Origin of the sequence: Streptomyces sp. MMCC 100, assembly GCF_041538145.2 — a bacterium.
GTDB lineage: Bacteria > Actinomycetota > Actinomycetes > Streptomycetales > Streptomycetaceae > Streptomyces.
In genome coordinates this window covers 8,230,344-8,242,948 of record NZ_JBGORK020000001.1, presented here as the reverse complement: position 1 = coordinate 8,242,948, position 12,605 = coordinate 8,230,344, and the positions used below count along the sequence as shown (strand labels likewise).

Below are 12,605 nucleotides of genomic sequence, written 5' to 3'. Positions count from 1 at the left end.
GTGAGGGTATGCGGTGCGCAGGGCGTGGGGCGCGGGGCGCTACGCGCCCTTGGTGGCGCTCAGTTCGGCGAAGACGATCACGTTGTCCCGGTACTCCTCACCGTCGCGCGGGCCGCCGCAGGTGATGAGCCGCAACTCCGGTCCCGCCACGTCCCCGTAGACGTCGTCCGTCGGGAAGTCGGCCTTGGCCACCGTCCGTACGGCCGTGACCGTGAACTGTGCCGCCGTGCCGTTCTCCAGGCGGGCCTCGATCCGGTCGCCGCGGTGCAGCCGCGCGAGGTGCCGGAAGACCCCGTCGCCGTACCTGCCCACCGTGACGTGCCCCAGGAGGACCGACGGCCCCGCCTGGCCCGGGGTCGGCGAGTGCCGGTACCAGCCGGCGCGGTCGTCGTCCGTGACAGGCGGGACCTCCACCGTGCCGTCCGATGCCAGCCCCAGGCCCATCACCGGGGTGTCGACCCCGATGGCGGGGATGCGCAGCCCCACCGGGACCGAACGCGCCAGGGGCCGTACCGACTTGGCCGGTGCCTGCGCGTGCGGCGCCGTGCTCGTCGCGGTCGCCGAGGGGGCGGCGTCGCCGCCCCCTTGGCCGCCGCCGCAGCCGACGAGCAGCGCGGCCAGCGCGGCGATGGCGAGGACGCGACCGGGGCGCGGGGTCATGCGCCGGTCGCCGCCGCCCGTCGACGGCGTACGACGAAGAGGACCGCGCCGCCCGCGAGGAGCACCCCGCCGGCACCGGCGCCGACGAGCCCCTGGTCGGTCCCCGACGTGTCCGCGGGACCCGCCACCCCAGTATCGGCCGCACCCTCGGGTACGACGGAGACCTGGCCGTCGGCGGGCGCGGGGGCCGGTGCCTGGGTCGGCTCCTCCGCCGGGACGCTGACGGACGGCACGGGGGTCGCCTCGGTCGGTTCGGCGCCGGGGCTCGGGGCGCTCTCGGCGGGGGCGGAGGGGACCGGGGTCGGGTCGTCGGCGAATGCGGGCGCGGTGCCCGCCAGTACGGCGGTGCAGGCCAGGGCCACGGCACTGAGGATGGTTCGGCGCATCGGGTCGCTCTCTCTCGTCGTCGGCGCGTCGGCGCACCGCGTGGGTGCGGGACGGATCGGACGGAGAGACGAGGCGGGGGCCGAGCGGGTTGTAAAGGAACGGCAAAGCCGCCTGGGGCCGCGACCGCCACGCCTCTTACGAACCCGTGACGTGCCGGTCGGGGCGCCCGGTCCGGCGCCCTCGCGGGCCTAGCGTGTGGCGCATGCGCGTACTGGTCACCGGCAGTGCCGGTTTCATCGGGTCCCACGTCGTGGAGTCCCTGCGGGAGCACGGGCACGAGCCCGTCGGCTACGACGTCCGCGAGGACCCCGGCGCCGACGTGCGCGACCCGGTGGCGGTCGCGCGGGCGCTGGCCGGCGTGGACGCCGTGTGCCACCAGGCGGCGATGGTCGGCCTCGGCAACGGCTTCGCCGACGCGGCGGAGTACGTCTCCCGCAACGACCTCGGCACCGCCGTCCTGCTCGCCGCGATGGCCGGGGCTGGCGTCCGGCGGCTGGTGCTGGCCGGGTCGATGGTCGTGTACGGGGAGGGGCGGTACGCGTGCCCCCGGCACGGGGTGATGCGGCCGGGGCCGCGCGCCGTCACCGACCTGGACGCGGGCCGGTTCGAGCCCGTGTGCCCGCGGTGCGGCGCGGATCTCTCCCCGGGGCTGGTCGGCGAGGACGCCCCGGCCGACCCGCGCAACGTGTACGCCACGACCAAGCTGGCCCAGGAGCACCTGGCCGCCGCCTGGGCCCGGACGACCGGCGCGACGGCGGTGTCGTTGCGCTACCACAACGTGTACGGCCCCCGGATGCCCCGCGACACCCCGTACGCCGGGGTCGCCTCCTTCTTCCGTTCCGCGCTGGCCCGCGGCGAGGCCCCGCGCGTCTTCGAGGACGGCCGCCAGCGCCGGGACTTCGTGCACGTGCGGGACGTGGCCGCGGCGAACGTCGCCGCGCTGGAGGCCGCCCGGCCGCCGGAGGGCGGCCTCAGCGCCTACAACACCGGCAGCGGTGAGCCCCACACGGTGGGCGAGATGGCCACCGCCCTGGCCGCCGCCCACGGCGGACCCGAGCCCGTCGTCACCGGCGAGTACCGTCTCGGCGACGTCCGCCACATCACCGCCGACTCCGCACGCCTGCGGACCGAACTGGGCTGGCGGCCACGGGTGGGGTTCGCGGAGGGCATGCGGGAGTTCGCCCGGGCGGGTCTGCGGGGGGAGTGACCCGCCGGGGACTCCCGTCCGGCGACCGCTTCGGCCGCACGGTGCACCTCGCGCGCCAGGGTGACGAAGCGATGCACCTTCTCGTCGACATCCCGCAGGTCGGGGTGGTCGGGGCCGTCCGCCTTCAGCACGTCAAGAGGGCATTCTGCCGTCGCCTCACCGGGGGGCGTGCCGGGGCAGCAGACACGCGGCGCCCGGCGCACCCACCGTCCCCGGTCAGGCGTCCGCCAGCGGCAGGGTCACCTCGAAGCGGCAGCCGCCGGGGATGTTGCGGACCGAGGCCCGGCCGCGGTGGGCCTCGACGATGCCCCGGACGATGGCGAGGCCGAGGCCCGCTCCGGCCGGAGGCGTACGGGCGTGGGTGCCGCGCCAGCCGGTGTCGAAGACCCGCGGCAGGTCCTCCTCGGGGATGCCGCCGCAGCCGTCCGTCACGGAGACCACCACGCCGTCGGCGGACCGCTCGGCGGCGACCGCGACCGTGCCGTCGGCGGGGGTGCGGCGGATCGCGTTGACCAGCAGGTTGCCCAGGACCCGGCTCATCTCCTTGCCGTCCACCTCGACCGGCACGGCCGCCACGGCGTCGCCGACCAGCCGTACGCCCTGCTCGCGCGCGAGCGGGTCCGCGCCCGCGAGGGCGTCGCCGACCAGGTCGTAGAGCGAGATGCGGGCCGGGGTGAGGGCGAGCGTGCCGGCGTGGATGCGGGAGAGTTCGAAGAGGTCGCCGACCATGTCGTTGAGGCGTTCCACCTCGGCGCGGATCTGCCGCAGGTAGCGGTCGGGGTCGGCGGCGACGCCGTCCTCCAGCGCCTCGGACATGGCCCGCAGACCGGCCAGCGGGGTACGCAGGTCGTGCGAGATCCAGGCGACCAGCTCGCGCCGGGAGGTCTCCAGGGCGCGTTCCCGCTCCCGGGACTGAGCGAGCCGGGCGCTGGTGGCCGCCAACTCGCGGCTGAGCGCGTCCAGTTCGGCGGTCGCCGGGGTGGTGGGGGCCGCGTAGCCGCCGTCGTCGCCGAACGACCGTGCAGCGGCGGCCAGTTCGCGGCTGCGGGCGACCACCCAGCGGCCCAGCAGCAGCGCGGTGGCCAGGGAGACGACGGCCGCCATCGCCACGACGGTCGTGACGACGGACAGGTCGTGCGGGGACAGGAACATCGCCCACGCGACGGCCAGCGTGCCCGCGAGCATCGCGAGGACGGCGACCGCCGCCACCACGGCGAGCGACGCCGTCAGCGAGCGACGCCGGATCAGCCGCAGCACGGACGCGCCGGCCAGTCCGGTGGCGGCGGCGCCGGCGAAGGCGTACAGGGCGATGAGGAGGGTGTCGTGCACGGTCAGTCCGCCTCCCGGCCGGCGGGGTCGAAGCGGTAGCCCACGCCCCACACCGTCTGGATCAGCCGGGGCCGGGCCGGATCGTCCTCGACCTTGCCGCGCAGCCGCCGGACGTGGACGGTCACCGTGGACAGGTCGCCGAAGTCCCAGCCCCACACCTCGCGCATCAGTTCCTCCCGGGAGAACGCCCGCCCCGGGTGCCGCAGGAAGAAGGCCAGGAGATCGAACTCACGGAGGGTCAACGCCAGTTCGGTGCCGTCCTTGGTGGCCCTGCGGGCGGCCGGGTCGACGGTGAGACCGGCGGCGGACGGCGGGCGCGGCGCCGGGGCCGGCCGGGTGCGGCGCAGGACGGACTCCACCCGCAGCACCAGCTCCCGCGGGCTGAACGGCTTGGTCACGTAGTCGTCGGCACCGACCTCCAGGCCGAGAACCCGGTCGTCCTCGTCGCCCCGGGCGGTCAGCATGATGACCGGCACGGGCCCCTGTCCGCGCAGCCGCCGGCACACCTCCAGGCCGTCCATGCCGGGCAGCATGAGGTCGAGCACCACCAGGTCGGGACGGTGCACGGCCGCCCGGGCGAGCGCGGCCGGACCGTCGCCGGCCCGGTCGACGCGGTAACCGGCGCGGTCGAGGTACCCGGCCACGACCTCCGCGACGGTGGGGTCGTCGTCGACGACGAGGATCCGGGCGGGGGCCGACGTGGGCTCGACCGCCGGTCCGGCTGGAGGCTCGGTCGTGGGACTGGCCGCCGGACCGGCTGGAAGCTCGGTCGTGGGCTCGGCCGCCGGACCGGCTGGAAGCTCGGTCGCGGCACTGGCCGCCGGACCGGCTGGAAGCTCAGCCACCGGCCCGGCCGCCACCTCGGCCACGGGCTCGGTCGTGGGCTCGGCCGCCCGCTCAGCCACGGATTCAGCCGTGGGCTCGGTCGTGACCTCGGCCGCAGGTTCGGCCGCAGGCTCGGTCGTGACCTCGGCCGCAGGTTCGGCCGCGGGCTCGGCCGGGGGCCCGCCGGGGGACGGTGCGGGGGATCCGCCCGGGGTCCCGCCCGGGGACACGTCCGCCGGGGCGGGCTCGTAGGGCTGCTGGTGCATGCCCCCACCCTCGCACCGCCCTGTCGCCGGCGTCCTTCCGCAGCGCGTCCGGGCCCGCGACGTCCGTGTTTCGTAAGGAGTGAAAGCCCGATTCGTCCGGTTCCGGTTCGTAGGGTGAAGGCCGTGACCACCTCGCCCGCTCCGGACGTCGACGTCGTACTCCCCTGCCTGAACGAGGCCGCGGCCCTCCCCTGGGTCCTGTCCCGCGTCCCGGCCGGCTGGCGTGCGCTCGTCGTCGACAACGGCTCCACCGACGGCTCGGCGGACCTCGCCCGCTCGCTCGGCGCCACGGTCGTGACCGAGCCGCGCCGCGGTTTCGGCGCCGCCTGCCACGCCGGGCTGAGAGCCGCGACCGCCGACGTCGTCTGCTTCTGCGACTGCGACGCCTCCCTCGACCCGGGCCTGCTGACGCCCTTCGTGCGCGAGATCCGCGCAGGCACCTCCGACCTGGTGCTCGGCCGCCGACGACCGCAGGCCAGGGGCGCGTGGCCGGTGCACGCCCGCGCGGGCAACCTCGCCCTCGCCCGGATGCTGCGCCGCCGCACCGGCCTGCGGCTGCACGACCTCGGCCCGCTGCGCGCCGCCCGCCGCGAGCGGCTGCTCTCCCTCGGCCTCACCGACCGGCGCAGCGGCTACCCGCTGCAGATGGTGGTGCGGGCCGCCGACGCGGGCTGGCGGGTCACCGAGCACGACGTCCCGTACCTGCCCCGCACCGGTGCCTCGAAGGTGACGGGGACCTGGCGCGGCACCTGGCACGCGGTACGGGACATGCGCCGCGTCCTGGCCGAGCCACCGGCCGTCCGCGCAGGGAACAGTGAGAGGAGCGGCACCCGGTGACCGCCACGACCACCCTCCTCGTCATCGCCAAGGAGCCGCGCCCCGGCCGGGTCAAGACCCGGCTCACCCCGCCCTTCACCCCCGTCGAGGCGGCCGCGCTGGCCGAGGCGGCCCTCGCCGACACCCTGAGCGCCGTGGCCGCGACGCCCGCGCGGCGCCGGGTCCTGGTGCTCGACGGTGCACCAGGGCCCTGGCTGCCGCCCGGCTTCGACGTCGTCCCGCAGTGCGCGGGCGGCCTCGACGCCCGGCTCGCGGACGCGTTCGGCGGGTGCGCGGGTCCGGCCCTGCTGATCGGCATGGACACCCCGCAGGTCACGCCCGACCTGCTCGACGTGGACTTCCGCGACTGCGACGCGTACTTCGGCCCGGCCGAGGACGGCGGCTTCTGGGCCCTGGGCCTGGCCCGGCCCGAACCCGCCCTGCTGCGGGGCGTGCCCATGTCGACGCCGGTGACCGGGGCCGTGCAGCGCGAGCGGCTCCTGACGGCGGGACTGCGGGTGCGGGACCTGCCGCCGCTGCGTGACGTCGACACCGCCGCCGACGCCCGCGCCGTGGCCGCCCTGGCCCCGCAGGGCCGGTTCGCCGCCCGGCTGGCGGCCTGCGCACCGGCCGCGGACCGGCGGGCGAGCCGGTGAAGGGGGCCGCGCGTCTCGCCCCCGGCCTGCCGTCCGCCGCCGCCCGTGCCTGGGAGGCCTCCGACCCCTACGCCGCCGCCCTGCGCTCGGGACGCGGGCCGCTGTTCCTGCGCCGCACCGACGGATGGCTCCTGCCGCTGGACGTGGAGCGCTGGTGCGCGCGGGCCGACGCGGTCGACCTGGAGGTGCTCGACCGGTGCGAGGGCGCCGTGCTCGACGTGGGCTGCGGACCGGGACGGCTGGTGGCGGAACTCGTCTCCCGTGGGCGGACCGTCCTCGGCATCGACGTCAGCGAGGCCGCCGTGACCCGCACCGTGGGGCTCGGGGGCCAGTCGCTGCGGCGCTCCGTCTTCGAGCCGCTGCCCGGCGAGGGGCGCTGGGACACCGTGCTCCTCATGGACGGCAACGTCGGCATCGGCGGCGACCCCCACGCCCTGCTCACCCGCGTCGCCGCCCTGCTCGCCCCCGGCGGCCTCCTGATCGCCGAGACGGCCCCGGTCGAGGTCGACGAACGCGCCCACGTACAGGTCGTCGACGTCACCGAGGGCCACGCGGCCGGCAGCCCCTTCCCCTGGGCACGGATCGGCACCCGCGCCCTGCTGCGCCGCGCGGGCGCCACCGGCTGGCGGAGCGCCGGTCAGTGGACGTCGGGGGAGCGCCGTTTCGTCGCGCTGCGCAGCAGCCGCCAGGCGAGCAGCAGCGCCGAGCCGCCGAACAGCACCGCCGTGATCAGCAGCCAGCGGGTGAGGAAGCCCTCCGGCGACAGCGCGGCCACCGACCGGTAACTCGCGTCCACCCGCCCGCCGATCAGCGGGAACCACACCAGCAGAAGCAGCCCGGAGAAAGCGGCCGGGACACGGACGTACAGGGCCCACCCGCGGTGGCGCACCGCCCCCAGCCCGCGTACGACGACCCGGTCGGCCACCGCGTACAGCGGCAGCAGCACGAAGTCGTGCACCAGCGCCGCCCCCACGAACCACAGCACCACGCCGAACCAGTCACCGGCGAGCAGCCGCACCCCCGCGTACCCCGCCGGCGCGAACGAGCAGACGAGCAGCAGGATCTGGAACGGGCTGCCCATCACGGGCCGAGGCGACAGCCGCAGCTTGCGTACGCGGTTCATCCCAGGTCTCCGAACGTCATCCGGGCCACCCACTTGGTGTTCAGCACGCCGGGCGCGGCGGGCACGATGATCCGCGCCGGACGGCCGTGGTCCGGGCTCAGCGCCTCCCCATTGACGTACAGGGCGAGCAGGGAGCGCGGGTCGGCCACCTGGTTGGCGCGCAGGGCCCCGCGGCGGAAGGCGCCGCGCCGCTGGAGGGACTCGACGAGGACGTCCGGCGGGTCGCCCTCGAAGCCCACGAGCGCGGCGAGGTCCCGCAGCCGCACCCCGCGCCACCACTGATCGGAGGTCGACCAGCCCTCGACGCAGGCGATGGGCAGCGCGGCGCTGTGCAGCGGCAGCCGGAGCAGGTCGGCACGGCCGAGGCGGACCGTTCCGGTGCGGCCCACGACCACGAGCCGCCACGCGTCCTCGCGTGTCTCGGCCACGTCGATGCCGGCGTAGGCGGCGGTCTTGTTGACCTGGAAGCCGCCCGGGCCACCGCCCGGTTCGGCCCCGCCGTGCGGCGCGAGCAGGGCCGTGGCCCGGGCCGGCCCGTCGAAGGAACGCCCGGCGCTGGTCGCGAACAGGAGCAGCGAGCCCCCGCCGACCGTCCACAGCGCCCCGCGCCGCGACACGGTCGGCGCGTCGGGCCGCGGCGACCGCAGGCCGTCGTCCGGCTCCCGTACGGTCCCCGCGCGCATGCGCCGTACGTTGCGCAGCGCGGCGGGCGCCTTCAGCGCGGCGTGCGCGACGAACGCGGCGAAGAAGACCCACGCGCCGTAGAAGTGCAGCGGGTAGAAGGAGCCGGGGAAGAGGTAGTCCAGCTGGATGTTGAGCACGCCGGTGACGAACTCGAACAGCGCGCCCCCGACCAGCAGCAGCAGCGAGAGCCGCTCCAGCGCGTGGGCGAGCGAGCGGGCCGGCGGCAGCGTGAACAGCCTCGGCACCACCGACCACAGCTTGGCCAGCAGCACCGGGATCAGAACCAGCCCGAGGGTGACGTGGACGCCCTGCGTGAGGCGGTACAGCCAGGGCGGGTCGGTCGGCCACGCGAAGAGGTAGAAACCGAGGATCCCCTTGTCCGGGGTCTTGTCGTTGACCGGCGCCAGATCCGGGTTGTAGGCGGCGTACGACAGCAGCCCGGTCACGAACAGCACGGTGATGCCGACGAGCAGGACGAGGCCGAGCACCGACGTGAACCAGGGCCCGCGCAGCGGGCTGCGCCAGAAACCCGGGGAGGAGGGAAGCCGTGGGGCGAGGTCGCGCATGACCCGACCGTAGGCCCGGGCCGGCCGCCGGAACGGTCCGCGACCCATGACGAAACGCTGACGTCCGCCGTGCGCACCACCCGCCGCGTGATCTCCCGGCCTACGGTGCCGAGGTGACCGAGAACCGCCCGCACCCCGTCCCCCGCGACCTGTACGCCGTAGCGGCCGCCGTGCTGCTCGTGACGGCCGCCGTCCTGGTCGGCCGGTACCGGTACACCTACGACGACCTGATCGTCGGCTGGCCGCCCCTGCTGGGCCGCTGGGACCCGCACCTGGGCCCCGGCACCCCGGCGGCCGTCCTGGTGGCGGTGGCCACCGTGGCGTACGGCCCGGCCGTCGCCGCCCGGCTGCGGTGGCGGGCGCTGCTGCCCGCGGCCTGGGGCGCGGCCCTGGCCTGGATCTGGTCGCTGGCCCTGATCGACGGCTGGCGGCGGGGCGTCGCCGGCCGGCTCACCACCCGTCAGGAGTACCTGTCGGTCGTCGACCGCTGGCACGACGTTCCCGCGACGCTGCGGGACTTCACCGGGCACATCCTCCTGCACTCCCGCGACAACTGGCCCGCCCACGTCGCCGGTCATCCCCCGGCGTCCACGCTCACCTACGTGCTGCTCGACCGGATCGGGCTCGGCGGCGGGGGCTGGGCCGGGGCGTTCACCATCACCGTGGGCGCGACGGCGGGCGTGGCGGTGCTGGTGGCGGTGCGGGCGCTGGCGGGCGAGCGGCTCGCCCGGCGGGCGGCACCCTTCCTGGTCCTGGCACCGGCCGCGGTGTGGACGGGCACGTCCGCCGACGGCTACTTCGCGGCGGTCGCCGCGTGGGCGGTGGCGCTGCTGGCCCTCGCGGTCACCGGGCGCTCGCTGTGGTGGGCGGCGGGCTCGGGGCTGCTGTTCGGGCTGGCCTGCTACCTCTCGTACGGCCTGACGCTGTTCGCGGTGGTCGCGGCGGCGGTGCTGCTGCTCGGCCGGCACGGGGTGCGGGAGCGGCCGGTGCTGTTCGTGCCGCTGCTGGTGGGGGCGGCAGTGGTGCCGGTGGCGTTCACGGTGACGGGATTCGACTGGTGGGAGGCGTACCGCCTGCTGGTCACCCGCTACTACGAGGGCGCGGCCGGTGTCCGCCCCTACGGCTACTGGGTATGGGCCAACCTCGCCTGCACGGTGCTCATCACGGGCCTGGCGACGGCGGCCGGCCTGCGCCGGGCCGGGGTCGTGCTGGTCCGGCGGCGCGCCGGGAGCGGGCGCGCCGGGAGCGGGAGGGCGCAGGACGTGCGGGCGCAGGACGTGCGGGCGCAGGACGTGCGGGCGCAGGACGTGCGGGCGCAGGACGTCCGGGTGGAGGACGTCCGGGTGGAGGACGTCCGGGTGGAGGACGTCCGTCTGGCGTTCCTCGTGGCCGCCGGGCTGCTCGCCCTGCTGGTCGCCGACCTGTCCGGCATGAGCAAGGCGGAGACCGAACGCATCTGGCTGCCCTTCGCGCTGTGGCTCCTTCCGGCCTGCGCGTTCCTCAGCCGTCCGCGCGGTTGGCTGACGGCGCAGGCGGTGCTGGCCCTCCTCCTCAACCATCTCCTGGCGACGGGCTGGTGAGTGCGCGGACAGCGTGAACAGCCGGCCGGTCAGCCCCCGCAGGGCAGGTCCGCCTCCAGGGTGGTCGGGCCGCCGGGCGGGCTGATCAGGCGGAGGGTGCCGTCCAGCGCCGCCACGCGGCGGCGGATGCCGGTCAGGCCCGAACCGCCGTCCTCGTCGGCGCCGCCCCTGCCGTCGTCCTCGACCAGCAGCCGCAGCCGGCCGCCCCTGGCCCGTGCCGTGACCGAGGCCCGTCCGGCACCGCTGTGCTTGGCGATGTTGGTGAGCGCCTCGGCGACCACGAAGTACGCCGTCGCCTCGACCGAGGCCGCACACCGCTCCGGCACGTCCGCCTCGACGCGGCACGGCACCCCGCAGTCCGCCGCGAGGCCCGACAACGCGCCGGCCAGCCCGCGGTCGGCCAGGACCGGCGGCAGGATGCCCCGCGCCACCGCACGCAGCTCCGCCAGCGCCTGCTCGGCCGCCGACTGGGCCCGCTCCAGCAACTCGTCCGCACCGGCCGGGTCCCGCGCCGCCATCCGCCGCGCGGCACCCAGCAGCACCGTGACCGACACGAGCCGGTTCTGTGCGCCGTCGTGCAGGGAGCGTTCGATCCGGCGCAGCTCCGTGGCGTGCGCGTCCAGTGCGGCGGCCCGGGTCGCGGTCAGTTCCGCCACCCGCAACGACAGGTCCGTGTCCGGGCCCGCCGCGAGCAGCCGCCGGGCCGGGGCTGCCTGGAGCCGCGCCATGCCCGGGCCCAGGCCCAGGAGGATCGCGGTCCAGCCCACACCCAGCAGCATCGCCGCGACCGCGTCCAGCCAGGTGTGCGCGGTGCCGATGCCGACGGACGTGGTCGTCGCCTCCTCGGGCACGAGCCACCACCACAGCGGGAAACTGGTGTCCCGGACGGCGCAGAGCGGCAACAGGAGACCGAGCAGGCCCAGCAGCAACCCCAGGGTGCTGTGCCGCACCAGCCAGCCCAGTTCCCGCCGGGTGGTGGGGTCGGCCGGCCCGGACCGCAGCCGGGCGGGCGGCGGGTCGGGCGGCACGATGTCGACGCCCCGGCGGGCGAGGCGTGCGCGTTCCCGGCGGGCCAGCGCGTGCAGGGCGCGCAGCACGAGCGGCGCGAGCAGCAGCCCCACCCCGGCCGGTGCGGTCACGGCGGCCACGGCCGACAGCAGCAGCACGCCCAGCCCCAGGAACGCCGTCCCGAGCCCGCCGACGAGCTGCCCCGTCGCCGCACCGGCGGCGCGCAGGGTCCGTACGGCGGTCTCCCGCACGGACGTGGCCCGGACCGTCATCCGCCTGCCTCCCTCCGGGCCGTACGCCCCACTCGGGCGTGCTCGGCGTGCCCGACCCTATGCCGCCGGACGGGCCGGCGGCGGGTGCGGAGCCGGAAAGTACAGCCTGCTGTACCTCGGACCGGGCGGCCCGCGGGATCGGCCGCCGGGGGTCTTGCTCCATAGCGTCGAGGACGACCGAGAGCGACGCCGACGGAGGCCGCAGCCATGACGCACCAGGACCACCAGGACCCGTACCACCTGGGGACACCCCAGGCCGCCCCCACCGCCCCCGCTCCCGGCGGCGGCCCGGACGCCGTCTCCCGCGGGGACGTCCTGCGTACGCTGCTGTGGGCCGTCGTGGTGCTCAGCGCGGTCGCCAACATGGCCCTCTCCTTCGCCGGTGCCGCCGCCCCGCTCCACCTGGCCAGCGGCGTGGTCACCGTGCTCGCCGCCGGTGCCCTCGTCGTACGCGGTCTGCGGGGGCGGCGATGAGCACCGCCGCCCTCACGGCCGTCACCGCGCGCAGGGCACCCGCCATCGCGCTGGACCGCGTCGCCCGGGCCTACCCGGGTGGCGTCCGGGCCCTCGACGACGTGTCGCTGACCGTGGAGCACGGCACGTTCCTCGCGGTGATGGGGCCCTCGGGCTCCGGCAAGAGCACCCTGATGCACTGCGCCGCCGGGCTGGACTCCCCCACGTCGGGCAGTGTCCGCGTCGACGGGCAGGAGATCTCCGGCCTGAACGAGACCCGCCGCACCGAACTGCGCCGCGAGCGCGTCGGTTTCGTGTTCCAGGCGTACAACCTGATCCCCTCGCTCAGCGTCGAGGACAACATCACGCTGCCGCTGCGCCTGGCCGGGCGGCGCCCGGACCGGGACTGGCTGCGCACGCTGACCGAGCGGGTCGGGCTGGCCGACCGGCTGTCGCACCGCCCCGCCGAACTGTCCGGCGGCCAGCAGCAACGGGCCGCCGTCGTACGGGCGCTGGCGGCGAAGCCCGCCGTCGTCTTCGCGGACGAGCCCACCGGCGCGCTGGACCTGCGCAGCGCCCACCAGGTCCTCGACCTGCTGCGCGCACTCGTCGACGACCTCGGCCAGACGGTGGTCATGGTCACCCACGACCCGGCCGCCGCGGCCCGCGCCCACCGGGCCCTGGTGATGGCCGACGGCCGGGTGGTCGAGGCCCTGGAACGGCCGACCGCGCCGCAACTGGCCGAGCGCCTCGTCGCGTTGGGGGAGCGGTAG

13 protein-coding genes are annotated in these 12,605 nt (G+C 76.4%); 7 read left to right on the top strand and 6 right to left on the bottom strand.

Going from position 1 to position 12,605, the window contains the following annotated elements; genetic code table 11:
* Positions 1-39 precede the first annotated feature (39 nt).
* Both ABS735_RS38255 and ABS735_RS38250 read right to left on the bottom strand, forming a co-directional pair.
* Positions 40-660, bottom strand: coding sequence for a class F sortase (locus ABS735_RS38255; RefSeq protein ID WP_373904844.1), 621 nt, complete (start codon positions 658-660; stop codon positions 40-42).
* A complete protein-coding gene (locus tag ABS735_RS38250; RefSeq protein ID WP_373904843.1) occupies positions 657-1,046 on the bottom strand; it encodes an LPXTG cell wall anchor domain-containing protein in 390 nt (129 codons plus the stop codon). Before ABS735_RS38250 ends, ABS735_RS38255 begins: the two co-directional genes overlap by 4 nt.
* Positions 1,047-1,249: 203 nt before the next feature.
* On the opposite strand from ABS735_RS38250, the gene ABS735_RS38245 reads away from it, so the two are divergent.
* Positions 1,250-2,254 carry an NAD-dependent epimerase/dehydratase family protein gene (locus tag ABS735_RS38245; RefSeq protein WP_373904842.1) on the top strand — a complete coding sequence of 335 codons (1,005 nt, stop codon included), beginning with the start codon at positions 1,250-1,252 and terminating at the stop codon, positions 2,252-2,254.
* 216 nt (positions 2,255-2,470) lie between these two features.
* Here ABS735_RS38245 and ABS735_RS38240 read toward each other — a convergent pair whose 3' ends face one another.
* Positions 2,471-3,583, bottom strand: a complete 1,113-nt coding sequence (locus tag ABS735_RS38240) for a sensor histidine kinase (protein WP_373904841.1) — start codon at positions 3,581-3,583, stop codon at positions 2,471-2,473.
* Between the two features lie 2 nt (positions 3,584-3,585).
* Positions 3,586-4,266 carry a response regulator transcription factor gene (locus ABS735_RS38235; protein WP_373905151.1) on the bottom strand — a complete coding sequence of 227 codons (681 nt, stop codon included), beginning with the start codon at positions 4,264-4,266 and terminating at the stop codon, positions 3,586-3,588.
* Between the two features lie 522 nt (positions 4,267-4,788).
* Here ABS735_RS38235 and ABS735_RS38230 point away from each other — a divergent pair.
* Genes ABS735_RS38230 through ABS735_RS38220 form a run of 3 tightly spaced genes read left to right on the top strand, consistent with a single transcriptional unit; the run spans position 4,789 to position 6,931 of the window.
* A complete protein-coding gene (locus tag ABS735_RS38230) occupies positions 4,789-5,511 on the top strand; it encodes a glycosyltransferase family 2 protein (protein WP_373904840.1) in 723 nt (240 codons plus the stop codon).
* Positions 5,508-6,146, top strand: a complete 639-nt coding sequence (locus tag ABS735_RS38225) for a TIGR04282 family arsenosugar biosynthesis glycosyltransferase (protein WP_373904839.1) — start codon at positions 5,508-5,510, stop codon at positions 6,144-6,146. Before ABS735_RS38230 ends, ABS735_RS38225 begins: the two co-directional genes overlap by 4 nt.
* Positions 6,143-6,931: a class I SAM-dependent methyltransferase gene (locus tag ABS735_RS38220; RefSeq protein ID WP_373904838.1), complete on the top strand. Its 789-nt coding sequence runs from the start codon at positions 6,143-6,145 to the stop codon at positions 6,929-6,931. The genes ABS735_RS38225 and ABS735_RS38220 overlap by 4 nt, the downstream gene beginning before the upstream one ends.
* Positions 6,932-7,265: 334 nt before the next feature.
* Here ABS735_RS38220 and ABS735_RS38215 read toward each other — a convergent pair whose 3' ends face one another.
* Positions 7,266-8,519: a molybdopterin-dependent oxidoreductase gene (locus ABS735_RS38215; protein WP_373904837.1), complete on the bottom strand. Its 1,254-nt coding sequence runs from the start codon at positions 8,517-8,519 to the stop codon at positions 7,266-7,268.
* Between the two features lie 113 nt (positions 8,520-8,632).
* Here ABS735_RS38215 and ABS735_RS38210 point away from each other — a divergent pair, with 113 nt between their 5' ends.
* On the top strand, positions 8,633-10,099 hold the full coding sequence (locus ABS735_RS38210) for a hypothetical protein (protein ID WP_373904836.1): 1,467 nt from the start codon (positions 8,633-8,635) through the stop codon (positions 10,097-10,099).
* A gap of 29 nt (positions 10,100-10,128) precedes the next feature.
* Here ABS735_RS38210 and ABS735_RS38205 read toward each other — a convergent pair whose 3' ends face one another.
* Complete coding sequence (locus ABS735_RS38205; protein WP_373904835.1) at positions 10,129-11,379, bottom strand: sensor histidine kinase; 1,251 nt, start codon at positions 11,377-11,379, stop codon at positions 10,129-10,131.
* Between the two features lie 207 nt (positions 11,380-11,586).
* Here ABS735_RS38205 and ABS735_RS38200 point away from each other — a divergent pair, with 207 nt between their 5' ends.
* Both ABS735_RS38200 and ABS735_RS38195 read left to right on the top strand, forming a co-directional pair.
* Positions 11,587-11,853: a hypothetical protein gene (locus ABS735_RS38200; RefSeq protein ID WP_373904834.1), complete on the top strand. Its 267-nt coding sequence runs from the start codon at positions 11,587-11,589 to the stop codon at positions 11,851-11,853.
* Positions 11,850-12,605: an ABC transporter ATP-binding protein gene (locus ABS735_RS38195; protein ID WP_373904833.1), complete on the top strand. Its 756-nt coding sequence runs from the start codon at positions 11,850-11,852 to the stop codon at positions 12,603-12,605. Before ABS735_RS38200 ends, ABS735_RS38195 begins: the two co-directional genes overlap by 4 nt.

What these genes read in the sequence shown, in the direction of transcription:
- ABS735_RS38215 (WP_373904837.1), bottom strand. Translation starts at nt 8,519, where the DNA reads ATGCGCGACCTCGCCCCACGGCTTCCCTCCTCCCCGGGTTTCTGGCGC.
- ABS735_RS38195 (WP_373904833.1), top strand. Translation starts at nt 11,850, where the DNA reads ATGAGCACCGCCGCCCTCACGGCCGTCACCGCGCGCAGGGCACCCGCC.
- ABS735_RS38200 (WP_373904834.1), top strand. Translation starts at nt 11,587, where the DNA reads ATGACGCACCAGGACCACCAGGACCCGTACCACCTGGGGACACCCCAG.
- ABS735_RS38255 (WP_373904844.1), bottom strand. Translation starts at nt 660, where the DNA reads ATGACCCCGCGCCCCGGTCGCGTCCTCGCCATCGCCGCGCTGGCCGCG.
- ABS735_RS38250 (WP_373904843.1), bottom strand. Translation starts at nt 1,046, where the DNA reads ATGCGCCGAACCATCCTCAGTGCCGTGGCCCTGGCCTGCACCGCCGTA.
- ABS735_RS38205 (WP_373904835.1), bottom strand. Translation starts at nt 11,379, where the DNA reads ATGACGGTCCGGGCCACGTCCGTGCGGGAGACCGCCGTACGGACCCTG.
- ABS735_RS38245 (WP_373904842.1), top strand. Translation starts at nt 1,250, where the DNA reads ATGCGCGTACTGGTCACCGGCAGTGCCGGTTTCATCGGGTCCCACGTC.